This is a genomic window from Pseudomonas sp. PDM02, from assembly GCF_014852285.1.
Classification (GTDB): Bacteria; Pseudomonadota; Gammaproteobacteria; order Pseudomonadales; family Pseudomonadaceae; genus Aquipseudomonas; species Aquipseudomonas migulae.
On record NZ_JACVBL010000002.1, the window covers coordinates 303777 to 319490 of the forward strand.

Annotated in this window: 12 protein-coding genes; 8 read left to right on the forward strand and 4 right to left on the reverse strand. The window is 60.9% G+C overall.

What is annotated here, in order from left to right; genetic code table 11:
- Nucleotides 1-230: 230 nt before the first annotated feature.
- The 3 genes from IB245_RS04930 to IB245_RS04940 form a co-directional block, all read right to left on the reverse strand.
- Nucleotides 231-929 (reverse strand): SPOR domain-containing protein, encoded by a 699-nt coding sequence (locus IB245_RS04930; protein ID WP_008025212.1) that lies wholly within the window; start codon nt 927-929, stop codon nt 231-233.
- Nucleotide 930: 1 nt separating this feature from the next.
- On the reverse strand, nt 931-2667 hold the full coding sequence (gene argS, locus IB245_RS04935) for an arginine--tRNA ligase (RefSeq protein WP_192226850.1): 1737 nt from the start codon (nt 2665-2667) through the stop codon (nt 931-933).
- 235 nt (nt 2668-2902) lie between these two features.
- Nucleotides 2903-5122 carry a primosomal protein N' gene (locus IB245_RS04940; protein ID WP_192226851.1) on the reverse strand — a complete coding sequence of 740 codons (2220 nt, stop codon included), beginning with the start codon at nt 5120-5122 and terminating at the stop codon, nt 2903-2905.
- A 285-nt stretch (nt 5123-5407) separates the two neighbouring features.
- Between IB245_RS04940 and rpmE the strand changes: the two genes are divergently transcribed.
- The 3 genes from rpmE (at nt 5408) to IB245_RS04955 (ending at nt 7902) form a co-directional block, all read left to right on the forward strand.
- The gene (gene rpmE, locus IB245_RS04945; RefSeq protein ID WP_008025207.1) at nt 5408-5626 is read left to right on the forward strand and encodes a 50S ribosomal protein L31; all 219 of its coding nucleotides are present in this window, start codon (nt 5408-5410) and stop codon (nt 5624-5626) included.
- A gap of 11 nt (nt 5627-5637) precedes the next feature.
- Nucleotides 5638-6450: a thermonuclease family protein gene (locus IB245_RS04950; protein WP_192226852.1), complete on the forward strand. Its 813-nt coding sequence runs from the start codon at nt 5638-5640 to the stop codon at nt 6448-6450.
- 183 nt (nt 6451-6633) lie between these two features.
- Nucleotides 6634-7902: a malic enzyme-like NAD(P)-binding protein gene (locus tag IB245_RS04955; protein ID WP_008025204.1), complete on the forward strand. Its 1269-nt coding sequence runs from the start codon at nt 6634-6636 to the stop codon at nt 7900-7902.
- Nucleotides 7903-8183: 281 nt separating this feature from the next.
- On the opposite strand, the gene IB245_RS04960 is transcribed toward IB245_RS04955, so the two are convergent.
- Nucleotides 8184-10619: a penicillin-binding protein 1A gene (locus IB245_RS04960; protein WP_412548039.1), complete on the reverse strand. Its 2436-nt coding sequence runs from the start codon at nt 10617-10619 to the stop codon at nt 8184-8186.
- Nucleotides 10620-10837: 218 nt separating this feature from the next.
- Between IB245_RS04960 and IB245_RS04965 the strand changes: the two genes are divergently transcribed.
- The 5 genes from IB245_RS04965 to pilQ are packed head-to-tail and all read left to right on the forward strand — an operon-like array spanning nt 10838 to nt 15710.
- A complete protein-coding gene (locus IB245_RS04965; RefSeq protein ID WP_192226854.1) occupies nt 10838-11902 on the forward strand; it encodes a pilus assembly protein PilM in 1065 nt (354 codons plus the stop codon).
- The gene (locus IB245_RS04970) at nt 11902-12468 is read left to right on the forward strand and encodes a PilN domain-containing protein (protein WP_008041859.1); all 567 of its coding nucleotides are present in this window, start codon (nt 11902-11904) and stop codon (nt 12466-12468) included. The genes IB245_RS04965 and IB245_RS04970 overlap by 1 nt, the downstream gene beginning before the upstream one ends.
- A complete protein-coding gene (gene pilO / locus IB245_RS04975; protein WP_192226855.1) occupies nt 12465-13088 on the forward strand; it encodes a type 4a pilus biogenesis protein PilO in 624 nt (207 codons plus the stop codon). Before IB245_RS04970 ends, pilO begins: the two co-directional genes overlap by 4 nt.
- Nucleotides 13085-13612, forward strand: a complete 528-nt coding sequence (locus IB245_RS04980; RefSeq protein ID WP_192226856.1) for a pilus assembly protein PilP — start codon at nt 13085-13087, stop codon at nt 13610-13612. Before pilO ends, IB245_RS04980 begins: the two co-directional genes overlap by 4 nt.
- Nucleotides 13613-13625: 13 nt before the next feature.
- Nucleotides 13626-15710, forward strand: a complete 2085-nt coding sequence (gene pilQ / locus IB245_RS04985; RefSeq protein ID WP_192226857.1) for a type IV pilus secretin PilQ — start codon at nt 13626-13628, stop codon at nt 15708-15710.
- Nucleotides 15711-15714 lie beyond the last annotated feature (4 nt).

Sequence of the window (15714 nt, forward strand, 5' to 3'; positions counted from 1 at the left end):
GGAGCGTTTTTCAACTGCGGGGCGGGAGAGGGGACGAGCGGTGTTGCGCGGGGGAGGTGTGTTGTCTGGTTTGACGCCTTCGCGGGCAAGCCTCGCTCCTACAGGTAATGCACCGTTCACAAATACGGCGAACGGTGCATTTGACGGCGTTCGCAATATCGCAAACGCCCCGTTACCTGTAGGAGCGAGGCTTGCCCGCGAAGAACGATAACGCGGTCTTGCGGACGGTATCAGCGGTTCTGGCGTTGTTGTAACAACAGGTTGCTGAACCCGGCGCCGGACAGTTGTTTCTGCGCGGTGGTCAGCTGTTCGCGGTTGCTGAACGGCCCGACCAACACCCGATACCAGGTCTCGTCCTTCACCGTGCCGGACTCAACCGACACCGCCTGACCGAGCAGGATGATCTGCGCGCGCACCTTGTCTGCATCAGCCTCCTTGCGGAACGAACCGGCCTGCAGGAAGAACTTGGTCACCGGTGCCGCCTTGGCCACGGGTGGCGGTGGCGGCGGGGTGATGCCAGCCAATGCCGCCTGAGCCCGCGCCGTGTCGATCTTCGCCGCTTCCGCCGGGGTTACCGGCGTGGTCGGTACAGCCGGCGTCGGCGGTGTTTTCTCCGGCACGGCGTCCGGCGGCACGATGACTTCCGATTCCGGCAGCAAGGTGTAGAAGTCGTACTTCGGCTTCACCGGTTGCGTCGGGCTCGGCGGGGTCTTGTTGGCCTCGGCGACCTTGGTGGCTTTCTGCTGCTCGATCTTCTCGCGCTTGACGCTGTCGCTGCCCTTGCCCGGTTCGAGCTTCATCAGGAACACAATGAACGCGCCGACCGTCAGGCCGATGGCCATCCACAGCCAGCCCGGGATCGGTTGCTTTGCAGGAGCTTGGTAACGGCTGGCGCCACGCTTGGGTGCAGGTTTTTTCTTGGCAGCCAACTTACATACGCTCCAGAGTTTCCAGACCCAAGAGTTCCAGGCCTTGCTTGAGAGTGCGGCCGGTCAGCGCAGCAAGACGCAGGCGGCTTTGCATTTGCGCCGGGGTTTCAGCACTGAGGATCGGGCAGTTCTCGTAGAAGCTGGAGAACAGGCCGGCAACGTCGTACAGGTAGGTGCAGAGGATGTGCGGCGTACCTTTCTCGGACACGTTGTTCAGGATTTCGCCGAATTGCGCGAGTTTGGCTGCCAGCTCATGTTCATGCGCGGCTTCCAGGACGATCTGGCCTTCGACTTCGCTGAAGTCCTTGCCGAGCTTGCGGAACACGCCCGCCACGCGGGTGTAGGCGTACAGCAGGTACGGTGCGGTGTTGCCTTCGAAGTTCAGCATCAGGTCGAAGTTGAAGCTGTAGTCGCTGGTCCGGTGCTTGGACAGGTCAGCGTATTTGACCGCGCCGATGCCCACGACCTTGGCGATGTTGCGCAGCTCGTCTTCGGCCAGCTCCGGGTTTTTCTCTTTGACCAGGTTGTAGGCGCGTTCCTGGGCTTCGGTCAGCAGGTCGATCAGCTTCACGGTGCCGCCATCGCGGGTCTTGAACGGACGGCCATCGGCGCCGTTCATGGTGCCGAAGCCCATGTGTTCCATTTCCATCGGGTGCGTCACGAAGCCGGCCTTGCGGGCGACGGCGAACACTTGCTGGAAGTGCAGCGCCTGGCGCTGGTCGACAAAGTACAGCGCGCGATCAGCCTTCAGCTTGCCACTGCGATAACGCACTGCCGCCAGGTCGGTGGTGGCGTAGAGGTAGCCGCCATCCGCCTTGACGATGATCACCGGCAGCGGGTCGCCGTCAGCGTTCTTGAACTCGTCGAGGAACACGCACTGCGCGCCGTTGCTCTCGACCAGCATGCCAGCGGCCTTGAGGTCGTTGACCACATTGATCAGGTCGTCGTTGTAGGCGCTTTCGCCCATCACGTCGGCCATGGTCAGTTTGACGTTCAGCAGTTCGTAGATTTTCTGGCAATGCGACAGCGAGATGTCCTTGAACTTGGTCCACAGTGCCAGGCAATCCGGGTCGCCGGCTTGCAGCTTGACCACCAGGCCACGGGCGCGGTCGGCGAACTCTTCGGATTCGTCAAAACGGCCCTTGGCGGCGCGGTAGAAGTTTTCCAGGTCCGACAGCTCGTCGCTGGTGATCGGGTTTTCTTGCAGGTACGCCATCAACATGCCGAACTGGGTGCCCCAGTCGCCCACGTGGTTCTGACGGATCACTTCGTCGCCGAGGAACTCCAGAACGCGAGCCACGCCGTCGCCGATGATGGTCGAGCGCAAGTGGCCGACGTGCATCTCTTTGGCGAGGTTCGGTGCCGACAGGTCGACCACGGTGCGTTGCGCCGGGCCGGCCTTGCGCACGCCGATGTGCTCGTCGGCCAGTGCGGCGTCGAGGCGGGTGGCCAGGGCGTCGGTGTTCTGGAAGAAATTCAGGAAGCCAGGACCGGCGATTTCGGTCTTGGTGATGTTTTCGTCAGCCGGCAGCGCAGCGATGATTTTCTCGGCCAGATCGCGCGGCTTCATGCCGGCCGGCTTGGCCAGCATCATGGCGATGTTGCTGGCGAAGTCGCCGTTTTTCTTGTCTCGGGAGTTTTCCACCTGGATCGCCGGCGTCAGGCCTTCAGGCAACACACCTTCGTTGACGAGTTGGGTGATGGCTTGTTGGATCAACTGGCGAATGGTGTCTTTCATGGTCTTCTCTTTCGACCGCAAGCGCGGCGGCGCTTCGATGCGCTGGTGGAAAAACTGGGCATTATCCGTTGCGAAGGCGGGCTTGCCAACTATAGCGGGCAGGTTGTGGATATGTGGTGATAAATAGGACCCCTTCGCGGGCAAGCCTCGCTCCTACAGGGTCGAGTCGTTTGCCAATATTGTGAACGACACAAACCCGTAGGAGCGAGGCTTGCCCGCGAAGGCAATATTGAAATCAATACAAATCGACCGGGTCGACATCCAAAGACCAGCGCACCGCCCGCCCGCTCGGCATCTGCTCCAGCACCAGCAACCAACTGGCCAGCAACCGGTGCAGCGGCGCCCGGGCCGTTGCCTGCAACAATAACTGCGCGCGATAACGCCCGGCCCGACGTTCCATCGGTGCAGGCACCGGCCCGAGCAATTCGATCCCGGTCAGATTCTGTTCAGCCAGCAAACGCTCGGCCTCGCTGCACGCCTCGTCGAGAAACCCTTCAGCCTGCCCCGGTTTGTGTGCTTCGGCCCGCAGCAGCGCCAAATGCGCAAACGGCGGCAAACCGGCGGAGCGTCGTTCGCTCAGCGCCTGTTCGGCGAACGCGAAGTAGCCTTGTTCAGTCAGTTGCACCAGCAGCGGATGGTCCGCCAGATGGGTCTGGATGATCACTTTGCCCGGCTCTTCAGCCCGGCCTGCGCGACCGGCGACCTGCACGATCAGTTGCGCCATGCGTTCGCTGGCGCGGAAGTCACCGGAGAACAATCCGCCGTCGGCATCGAGAATCGACACCAGCGTCACCCGTGGGAAGTGATGCCCTTTGGCAAGCATTTGCGTGCCCACCAGAATGCACGGGTGACCCTTCTGAATGGTCGCGAACAGCTGATTCATCGCGTCCTTGCGCGACGTGCTGTCGCGGTCGACCCGCAGCACCGGAACATCCGGGAACAGAATGGCCAGGCGTTCCTCGGCACGCTCGGTGCCGGCGCCTACCGGCCGCAAATCCACTTTGCCGCACTTCGGGCAGTGCCGGGGCACGCGTTCGACGTAGCCGCAATGGTGGCAGCGCAGTTCGCCGGAGCGCTGGTGCACGGTCATTCGCGCATCGCAGCGCTGGCATTCGGACATCCAGCCGCAGTCGTGGCACAACAGCGTCGGGGCGAAACCTCGACGGTTGAGAAACACCAATACTTGCTGGCCGGCCGCGAGTGTCTGGCCGATGGCTTGGTGCATCGGCCCGGAAATGCCGCTGTCGAGCGGGCGACTTTTCACATCCAGGCGCAGGAAGCGCGGCTGCTTGGCGCCGCCAGCGCGTTCATTCAAGCGTAGGAGGCCGTAACGCCCGGTGTAGGCGTTGTGCAGGCTTTCCAGCGAAGGCGTGGCGGAACCGAGCACGATCGGGATGTTTTCCTGCCGTGCGCGCACCAATGCCAGGTCACGGGCGTGATAGCGCAGGCCTTCCTGCTGTTTATAAGAGCCGTCGTGCTCTTCGTCGATGATGATCAAGCCGGGGTTTTTCATCGGCGTGAACAGCGCTGAACGGGTGCCGATAATAATGTCGGCGTCGCCGTCGCGCGCGGCGAGCCAGGCTTCGAGGCGCTCGCGATCGTTGACCGCCGAGTGGATCAGCGCAATCCGCGCATTGAACCGTTGTTCGAAGCGCGCCAGGGTTTGCGGGCCGAGGTTGATCTCCGGGATCAACACCAGTGCTTGCTTGCCGGCTTCAAGGGTTTCGCGGATCAACTGCAAATAGACTTCGGTCTTGCCGCTGCCGGTGACCCCGGCCAGCAGGAACGCGTGATAACTGTCGAACCCGGCGCGAATCGCTTCATAGGCGGCGCGTTGTTCAGGGTTGAGCGGCAATTCCGGTTGCGCCAGCCAGTGCTCGTGGCGTGCGCCGGGGGCGTGCTTGCGGATCTCCACTTGCACCAGATCCTTGGCCAGCAGCAGATCCAGGCTGTCCTTGCTCAGCATCAGCTTGCTCAGCAACTGATGGGCGACGCCATGAGGATGCTGCGCCAGGGTTGCCAACGCCTCACGCTGACGCGGTGCCCGGGCGATGCGCGGGTCATCGAGGCTGGCGCCAGGCGCGGCGGACCAGAAACGTTCCTGGCGCGCTTCGGCCAGCTCGCCCTGACGCAACAACACCGGCAGCGCCCAGCTCAAGGTGTCGCCGAGGCTGTGCTGATAATACTTAGAGGTCCACAGGCACAGCTTGAACAGCGCTGGCGGCAAGGGCGGCGTGGCATCGAGCAGGGCCAGGGCCGGTTTGAGCTTTTCTGCCGGCACTTCGCTGGTGTCGGTGACCTCTACCAGAATCCCGATCATCTCCCGCCGGCCGAAAGGTACGCGCAGGCGCATGCCCGGTTGCAACTGGGCGCGCAGGACTCCGGCCGGGGCACGGTAATCGAACAGGCGGCGCAGGGGCGAAGGCAGGGCGAGGCGCAAAATGGCGTCGGGCACGCGGGGGGTCTCGATCAGCAAACAATAGGGGGCGTGACATATAACCTGTAGGAGTGAGCCTGCTCGCGATAGCAATCTTGCAGTCAACATTGAGGCGACTGGTAGACCGCTATCGCGAGCAGGCTCACTCCTACAGGGGATCGCGTATTGGGTCGGGAGCCTAGCAGACGGTCGGTCTCAGCGACAGCTTGCGTGATTGAGATTGTCTGGTAGAATCCGCGGCCTAATTACGTGCGGTATTCAACAATAGTGTTGGGTGGCGGCACGCAGCCTGAGGAAGACACCATGAAAGCTGATATCCATCCAGAATACCCAGCCATCGCTGTTACCTGCAGCTGTGGCAACAAGTTCGAAACCCGTTCGACCTTCGGCAAAGCCCTGGCGATCGACGTTTGCAACGAATGCCACCCGTTCTACACCGGTAAGCAAAAGACTCTGGACACTGGCGGCCGCGTTCAGCGCTTCGCAGACCGTTTCGGTGCTTTCGGCGCGAAAAAGGCCTAAGGCCAATCATTTTGGAAGGTCGTTCCGGCTTCTCCAGACTGATAAAAAAGGCGTCCCTTGCGGGCGCCTTTTTTGTGTCCGCGATTTGGCTTTCGGGCGCCCAGGCCTTCTGCCCGGTGCCGAGCGGGCTGACGTCAGTCGCGGTGCAACGGGTGGTGGATGGCGACACGCTGCGCCTGAGCGATGGCCGCAGCGTGCGCATGATCGGCTTGAATACGCCCGAGCTGGGCAAGCAGGGCCGCTCCGACGAGCCGTTTGCCGTGGCGGCGCGCAAGCGCCTGGAAGCATTGGTGGCTGCCAGCGGCGGGCGGGTCGGTGTGCTGCCGGGTAAAGAGAGCAAGGATCACTACGGTCGTACCCTTGCGCATCTTTATGGCGCCGATGGCGCCAACCTCGAAGCGCAGATGCTCGCAGAAGGGCTCGGTTTCCAGGTGGCGGTCGCGCCGAATGTCGATCTGGTGGCCTGTCAGCAAGCAGCGGAACGCAGTGCACGGCAAGCCGGGCTCGGTGTGTGGCGCCAGTCGCCTGTACTGAAAGCGGAGCAGATCAACACGTCCGGCTTCGCGGTGGTCAGTGGGCGTGTGAGCAAGGTTCAGCGCAATCGCGGCGGTGTTTGGATCGAGTTGCAGGATTCTCTTGTACTGCGTGTTGCGCCCAATTTGCTGGAGCAATTTGATGGTGCGGCGCTGGAGCGCCTGAAAGGCAAGCAGGTCGAGGCCCGTGGCTGGGTCGTGGACCGTTCGCGCCGTGGCGGATTGCAAGCGGGGCAAGCGCGCTGGCTCCTTCCATTGACCGATCCGGCGATGTTGCAAGCGGCGCCTTGATAAAAAAATTGTAGACATTTTTATTGTCGATTGTGAACAGTCTATCCCTTGTGTTCCGTGGCTCTTGGCCCAAAGTCGTAGGGCGGGGCGCTTGACAGGGGTGACTGGTCAGTCTTGTGGGGACTTTGCGAGGCGCGTATCCTCGCTGACCAGTCTGTCCAACAGTAAAAGCGGAATGCCCCCATGTCTGATCTGAAAACTGCCGCTCTCGAATATCACGCCCATCCTCGTCCAGGTAAGCTGAGTGTCGAGCTCACCAAGGCCACCGCTACCGCCCGCGACCTGTCGCTGGCCTACAGCCCCGGCGTAGCCGAACCAGTACGCGAAATCGCCCGCGATCCTGAACTGGCCTACAAATACACCGGTAAAGGCAACCTGGTTGCAGTCATTTCCGATGGCACCGCGATTCTGGGCCTGGGTAACCTCGGCCCATTGGCTTCCAAGCCAGTGATGGAAGGTAAAGGCGTGCTGTTCAAGCGCTTCGCCGGCATCGACGTTTTCGACATCGAAGTCGACTCCGAAAGCCCGCAAGCCTTCATCGACACCGTCAAGCGCATCTCCATCACCTTCGGTGGCATCAACCTGGAAGACATCAAGGCACCTGAGTGCTTTGAGATCGAGCGCGCTCTGATCGAGCAGTGCGACATCCCGGTGTTCCACGATGACCAGCACGGCACCGCAATCGTGACTGCCGCCGGCATGATCAACGCCCTGGAAATCGCTGGCAAAACCCTCGCCGACGCCAAGATCGTCTGCCTGGGTGCCGGTGCGGCCGCCATCTCCTGCATGAAATTGCTGGTGAGCATGGGCGCCAACATCGAAAACATCTACATGGTTGACCGTACCGGTGTGATCCACTCCGGCCGTGACGACCTGAACCAGTACAAGGCTGTCTTCGCTCACGCGACCGACAAGCGCACCCTGGCTGACGCCCTGCAAGGCGCAGACGTGTTCGTTGGCCTGTCCGGTCCGAACCTGCTGAGCGCTGAAGGCCTGCTGTCCATGGCGGCCAACCCGATCGTGTTCGCGTGCTCGAACCCGGATCCGGAAATCTCCCCGGAACTGGCACACGCCACCCGTAACGACGTGATCATGGCGACCGGCCGTTCGGACTACCCGAACCAGGTCAACAACGTACTGGGCTTCCCGTTCATCTTCCGTGGTGCCCTGGACGTTCGCGCCAAGCGCATCAACGAAGAAATGAAAGTGGCAGCAGCCAACGCCCTGCGTGAACTGGCCAAACTGCCGGTTCCTCAGGAAGTGTGCGACGCCTACGGCGGCATCAAGCTGGAATTCGGTCGTGAGTACATCATTCCGAAGCCAATGGACAAGCGTCTGATCACCCTGATCTCCGATGCCGTGGCCAAGGCTGCAATCGAGACCGGCGTGGCAACTCTGCCGTATCCGAAGAACTACCCGCTGAAAAGCGTGGATGATGTGTTCAACGGCTAAGCCGTTGTAACGCTTCAACCGAAGCCCCGGCTCTTGTGAGCCGGGGTTTTTTATTGCCTGTGGTTTGTGTGTTGCCTGTGCGGGCCTCTTCGCGGGCAAGTCGGATCGCCGCACCGCTCGCTCCTACGGGTTTTGTGCCGGTCGCGAATACTGCGTACAACACAAAACCTGTAGGAGCGAGGCTCGCCCGCGAAGAGGCCGGGTAACACAACCCATAAATCGCAGACAACAAAAAGCCCCGCACTTCTCTCGAAGGCGGGGCTTTTCGGGTGGTGCTGCGATCAGAACAGATCGATCGGCGCCGCTTCATCCGCTGGCAGCGGGCTGCCCGGTGCATTGCCGTTGCCCAGCTCATTCACCGACGGTGGCGTATCTTCGGCCTTGAACAGTTCGAAGTACGCTCCAGGCGTGCCTGGGGTGGCTGCCCGGCCGCTGATCGGGTCAACCCGCAGGCTGAGGATGCCTTCCGGTTCTGGTTGCGTGTGCGGCGGCTTGTCTTTGAGCGCGGCGCCCATGTAGTTCATCCAGATCGGCAGGGCGACGGTGCCGCCGAACTCGCGTTTGCCCAGGCTTTCCGGCTGGTCGAAACCGGTCCAGACGGTGGTCACGTAATCGGCGTTATAGCCCGAGAACCAGGCATCCTTCGATTCGTTGGTCGTACCGGTTTTGCCTGCAATGTCGGGGCGCCCCAAGGCCAGTGCGCGACGGCCGGTGCCGAGTTTGATCACGTCCTCGAGCATGCTGTTGAGGATGTAAGTGGTGCGACCATCGACAATGCGTTCGGCCACGGCCGGCGCCTGAGGTGTTGGCAGACCTGGAGCTTCGCCCGGCGTCGCGTTGACCGTAAAGGCCTCGGCGGTCGGCGCGGCGATGCCGTCGGTGGCCGCATCGCCTTTCGGCACGCTTGGCGGATTGGCGACGAACAGCATGTCGCCATTGCGGCTTTCGATCTTGTCGATGATGTACGGGGTGATCTTGAAGCCGCCGTTGGCGAACGTGCTCCAGCCGGTGGCGATTTCCATTGGCGTCAGGGTCGCGGTGCCCAGGGCGAGCGACAGGTTGCGCGGCAGGTCCTGCTTGTTGAAGCCGAACTTGCTGATGTAGTCGATGGTGCGATCGACGCCCAGCGCCTGCACCAGGCGGATCGACACCAGGTTGCGCGACTTGTACAGCCCTTCACGCAGGCGGATCGGGCCGAGGAAGGTGTTGGTGTCGTTCTTCGGACGCCAGACCTTGTCCAGGTATTCGTCGACGAACACGATCGGTGCGTCGTTCACCAGGCTGGCGGCGGTGTAGCCGTTATCCAGCGCGGCGCTGTACACGAACGGTTTGAAGCTTGAGCCCGGCTGACGCTTGGCCTGCAGGGCACGGTTGTAGTTGCTCTGTTCGAAGGCGAAGCCGCCGACCAGCGAGCGAATTGCGCCGTTCTGCGGATCAAGGGAGACCAGTGCGCCCTGAGCTTGCGGGATCTGGCTGAATTTCAGTGAGTTGTCCGGCTGACGCTGTACGCGAATCAGATCACCGACCTGAGCCACATCCGAGGGCTGCTTCGGATTGGCGCCCATGCTGTTGGTGTTCAGGAACGGCCGCGCCCATTTCATGCTGTCCCAGCCGATGTGTTCGTCGCCGGTACGGGTCAGCACTTGCAGGCCGTTCTTCTCGACCTGCGTGACGATGGCCGGCTCAAGGCCGCTGATGGTGCGCTGCTTGGTCAGCTCCGAGACCCAGGCCTCGCGGGTCTTGCCCGGCAGGCGCGATTCGGGACCGCGATAGCCGTGACGCTGATCGTAGGTCATCAGGCCTTCGTGGACGGCCGTGTTGGCCATTTCCTGCAGGTTGCTCGGCACGGTGGTCGTGACGCGGAAACCCTCGGTGTAGGCATCGCTGCCGTAGCGGCCGACCATTTCGGCGCGGGCCATTTCAGCAATGTACGGCGCGTTCACTTCCGGGGTCGGCACGTGATAGCTGGCGTTCAGCGGCTCGTTGATCGCGGCGGTGTAATCGCTCTCGGTGATCTTGCCGAGCTTGTACATGCGGCCAAGGATCCAGTCGCGACGTTCCTTGCTGCGAGCCGGATTGGCCAGCGGGTTGAAGCGCGACGGAGCTTTCGGCAGGCCGGCGATCATCGCCATCTGCGCCAGGCTGACGTCACGAATCGACTTGCCGTAGTAAACCTGCGCCGCGGCCTCGATGCCGTAGGCGCGGTTGCCCAGATAGATCTTGTTGACGTACAGCTCGAGGATCTCGTCCTTGGTCAGCTGCCGTTCGATCTGCAGGGCCAGGAGGATTTCAGTGGTCTTGCGCGAGAAGCTGCGTTCGCTGGTCAGGAAGAAGTTCTTCGCCACCTGCATGGTGATGGTGCTGCCGCCGGACTGGATGTGTCCGCTTTTTACCAATTGGGTAGCGGCACGCATCAGGCTGCTGGGATCGACGCCGTAGTGGTTGGCGAAATTGTCGTCTTCAGCACTTAGTAACGCATTAATGAAATTGGGGGGAATGTCGGCGAAACGGATCGGTGTGCGGCGCATTTCGCCAAACTCTGCGATCAACTTGTTGTCGCTGCTGTAGACGCGCAATGGAATCTGCAACTGGATGCTTCGCAGTGCCTCCACAGAAGGCAATCCCGGACTAAGGTAAAGAAACGCGCCACTCAGACCAAGGAGCAGTCCGCAGAAAACGGCGACGATGGACCAACCGAAGAATTTCAGCAGACGAATCAAGGCTTTGGGATATCCAGGGCAAAGAATGAATTAGGCAGCAGGGTTCAGATAAACAGGGAACGACCCGCGCTTGCAGTAAAAACCGGAAAAAAACGCTGGGCATTATAAGCATTTTTACGTCGAGAGCGTCATTTGCGCTGCTGTCAAGACGGGTGGTTTGAACGCAACGGACATTACAGAGTCCGTAAGACACGGATAGTCATAGGGAATTGGTAGTGCTAGGACTCTTCAATAAAAAAGCCAATACGCTTTTGGGGATCGACATCAGCTCCACGTCGGTGAAGCTGCTTGAGCTTAGCCGCCAGGGCGACCGCTATCGGGTCGAGGCTTATGCGGTAGAACCGCTACCCGCCAACGCGGTGGTCGAGAAAAATATCGCCGAGCTCGAAGGCGTGGGTCAGGCCCTTTCACGCGTGCTGCTCAAGGCCAGAACCAGCCTCAGGAATGTGGCCGTGGCCGTGGCCGGTTCCGCCGTCATCACCAAAACCATCGAAATGGATGCAGGTCTTTCCGACGACGAGCTGGAAAACCAGCTGAAGATCGAGGCCGATCAATACATCCCTTATCCACTGGACGAAGTCGCCATCGACTTTGAAGTTCAGGGCGTATCGGCACGCAACCCGGAACGGGTCAGTGTGCTGCTGGCAGCCTGTCGCAAGGAAAACGTCGAAGTCCGTGAAGCGGCGCTCGCACTGGCCGGCCTGACGGCGCGCGTGGTTGATGTCGAGGCTTACGCGCTGGAACGCTCCTTCGGCCTGCTGACCGGGCATCTGGCGGCGTCTCGCGAGGATCTGACAGTCGCCGTGGTCGACATCGGCGCGACCATGACCACCCTGAGCGTGCTGCGCAACGGGAAAATCATCTACACCCGCGAACAGTTGTTCGGCGGTCGTCAACTGACGGAAGAAATCCAGCGGCGTTATGGCCTGACCGTTGAGCAAGCGGGGCTGGCGAAGAAGCAGGGCGGTTTGCCGGACGATTACGTCAGCGAAGTGTTGCAGCCCTTCCGTGATGCGCTGGTGCAGCAAGTGTCCCGTTCGTTGCAGTTTTTCTTCGCTTCCGGCCAGTACACCTCGGTCGACCATATTCTGTTGGCTGGCGGCACCGCTTCGGTTCCGGGGCTGGACCGATTGATCGAGGAGCGACTGGGCACTTCGACGCAAGTGGCCAATCCATTCTCCGACATGACCCTGGGCAGCAAGGTCAACGCCGGTGCCCTAGCCAGCGACGCGCCGGCGCTGATGATCGCCTGTGGGTTAGCCCTCAGGAGCTTTGACTGATGGCGCGGATCAACCTTTTACCTTGGCGCGAAGAGCTGCGGGACGCACGTCGCAAACGCTTTTTGCTGGCGCTGGTCGGCGTGCTGGTGGGCGCTGTGGCAGTGGTGCTGGTCGCGGATCGGGCCATCAACGGCGCCATCGACCGACAGGTCGCCCGAAACGATTACATCGGTAAACAGATTGCGGTGGTCGACGAGCGGATCAAACAGATCAGCGACCTCAAGGCCCGGCGTCAGCAACTGGTCGAACGCATGCGCATCATTCAGGACCTGCAAGGCAATCGTCCGATCAGCGGGCGGATCTTCGATCAGTTGGCGCGCACCTTGCCGGACGGGGTCTATTTCACCGAGGTAAAAATGGAAGGTAAAACCCTGTCCATCACCGGCGCGGCAGAATCCAATAACCGAGTTTCCGACTTGATGCGCAATCTGGATGCATCGGACTGGTTCGATGCGCCCACCCTGACAGAGGTCAAGGCGACCACCGCAGGCCAACTGGATCAGGCCAACGTCTTTCAGTTGACCGTGCGCCAGACCCAGCCTGCTGCCGTGGAGGCCGTTCAATGAGGCCGGCCGAATGGATCGAAGGGCTGCGCAAGATCGACATCAACGATCTGGACACCAACAACATGGGGTCCTGGCCGCCCGCCATAAAAGCGCTGGCGGGTCTTCTATTGATGATTCTGGTGTTGGCGCTGGGCTACAGCTTTTCCATCAGCGACCTTGAGAGCCAGCTTGAACTCAAGCGCGAGGAAGAGTCGACCCTCAAGGAGCAATTCGCCACCAAGGCCCACATGGCGGCGAATCTTGAGCTGTACACCCAGCAGATGAAGGAAATGGAGAACTCCTTCGGCGTGCTCCTGCGGCAATTGCCCAGCGACACCGAAGTGCCCGGTCTGCTGGAGGACATCACCCGTACCGGCCTCGGAAGCGGGCTGGAGTTTGAAGAGATCAAACTGCTGCCAGAGGTGGCCCAGCCTTTCTACATCGAACTGCCGATCCAGATCACCGTCACCGGTGCCTATCATGACCTCGCCACGTTCGTCAGTGGCGTGGCCGGGCTGCCACGGATCGTCACCCTGCATGACTTCGACCTTGCCCCGGCCAACCCCGAAGGCGGCGCGAAATTGCGCATGAGCATCCTCGCCAAGACTTACCGCTACAACGACAAGGGGCTGCAAAAATGAGCCCGGTTCGTATTTTTCCGATGATCGGGATGTTGGCCGCCCTGGCCGGTTGTGATGGCAGCAATGACTTCAGTGATCTCGACGCTTACATGAACGAAATGCGTCTGCGTGCGCCCGGCAGGATTGAACCAACGCCGACATTCCGGTCTTACCCAACGTTCACCTACAGCGCGGCTAACTTGCGAAGCCCGTTTTCCCGGCAGCTCAGAATTGATCTGGCCGGCCAAAAGCATGGCGCGCGCAATGTCAAACCAGACCCCAGCCGGGTCAAGCAGTACCTCGAAGGTTTCAACATCGAGCAGTTTGAAATGGTCGGCACGATCTCCAATGCGGCGGGCTCCTTTGCGCTGTTGCGCGGGGCGGGCGGTGTGCATCGGCTGAAAGTCGGCGATTACCTGGGGCGCAACGATGGCCGGATCGTCGCCATCAGCGGCTCGCAAGTCGATGTGGTCGAAATCGTTCCTGACGGCGAAGGCGCCTGGCTGGAGCGGCCACGGACTATCCCTTTGAAAGAGCACTCATAGTGGAACTCGAATAATGAACAGGATTTTCGCAACCTTCGGTATTTCGCTATGGATAGCGTTGCTGTCGCCGATGGTACAAGCGGCCAACCTCAAGGCGCTGGATGTTGCCGCGCTGCCGGGAGACCGCGTCGAGTTGAAGTTGTCATTCGATGGCGCGCCGCCGGAGCCCCATGGTTACACGACGGAGCAGCCTGCGCGGATTGCGCTGGATCTGCCTGGCGTGGTCAGTCAGTTGGCGAGCAAGACCCGTGATCTTGGTGGCGGCAACGCCCGCAGCGCCACAGTGGTGGAAGCCAAGGACCGCACACGGCTGATCATCAATCTGACTCAATTGACCCCGTACACCGCACGGGTCGAAGGCAACAACCTGTTTGTTGTGGTCGGGCGGGGAGGCAGTAACGCTGCCGCGCCTGCCGCCAGGCCTTCGCGGGTCGCCACGGCAACTGCGGCGCCGGCCAAGGCTTATGCGCCGGCGAGCAAGGCCATTCGCGGCGTGGATTTCCAGCGTGGAACCCAAGGCGAAGGCAACGTGGTCATCGACCTGTCGGACCCTTCCATCGCCCCGGACATTCAGGAACGCGATGGCAAGATCGTCCTTAATTTTGCCAGAACCCAATTACCAGAACCTCTGCGAGTGCGCCTGGACGTCAAGGATTTCGCCACGCCGGTGCAGTTCGTCAACGCCAGTGCCACCGGGGACCGGGCGACCATCAGCATCGAGCCCAGCGGCACCTTCGATTACTCGACCTACCAGACCGACAACAAGCTGACCGTCAGCATTCGCCCGATGACCGTCGATGACCTGCAAAAGCGCAACGCCGAACGTTTTGCCTACACCGGTGAAAAGCTCTCGCTGAACTTCCAGGACATTGACGTGCGCTCGGTGCTGCAACTGATCGCCGACTTCACCAACCTCAATCTGGTGGCCAGCGACACGGTGCAGGGCGGCATCACCTTGCGCCTGCAAAACGTGCCATGGGATCAGGCGCTGGACCTGGTGCTGAAAACCAAGGGGCTGGATAAGCGCAAGATCGGCAACGTGCTGCTGGTAGCGCCGGCCGACGAGATTGCCGCGCGCGAACGTCAGGAGTTGGAATCGCAGAAGCAGATTGCCGATCTGGCGCCATTGCGTCGTGAGCTGCTGCAGGTCAATTACGCCAAGGCGGCGGATATCGCCAAGTTGTTCACGTCGGTGACCAGTGCCGAGGCAAAAGTGGATGAGCGGGGTTCGATCACTGTCGATGACCGGACCAACAACATCATTGCCTATCAGACCCAGGATCGCCTCGACGAACTTCGCCGGATCGTCGCGCAACTGGACATCCCGGTGCGTCAGGTGATGATCGAGGCGCGAATCGTCGAAGCCAACGTCGACTACGACAAAAGCCTCGGCGTGCGCTGGGGTGGTTCGTTGCAGAACAAGGGCAACTGGAACACGTCCGGGGTCAGCAACGGCGCCGATGCTTCGTCGACCATCGGCACGCCTGGCAGCACCAGTACCAACTCGCCGTTCGTCGATATGGGCGCCGCCGCCAATACCTCGGGGCTCGGTATCGCCTTCATCACCGACAATGTGCTGCTGGATCTTGAGCTGACCGCGATGGAGAAAACCGGTAACGGCGAAATCGTCTCACAGCCCAAAGTGGTCACGTCCGACAAGGAAACCGCAAAAATCCTCAAAGGCACCGAGATCCCGTACCAGGAAGCCAGCTCCAGCGGCGCCACATCGGTGTCCTTCAAAGAGGCCTCGCTGTCGCTGGAAGTGACGCCGCAGATCACCCCGGACAACCGGATCATCATGGAGGTCAAGGTCACCAAGGACGAACCGGACTACCTGAACAAGGTCCAGGATGTACCGCCGATCAAGAAAAACGAGGTCAACGCCAAGGTCCTGGTCAATGACGGCGAGACCATCGTAATCGGTGGCGTTTTCTCAAATACTCAGAGCAAGGTTGTAGATAAGGTGCCATTTCTCGGCGATGTGCCGTATCTTGGCCGCCTTTTCCGGCGTGACGTGGTTTCGGAGAAAAAATCCGAGCTGCTGGTATTTCTCACTCCGCGTATCATGAACAACCAGGCGATTGCTGTGAGTCATTGATTCT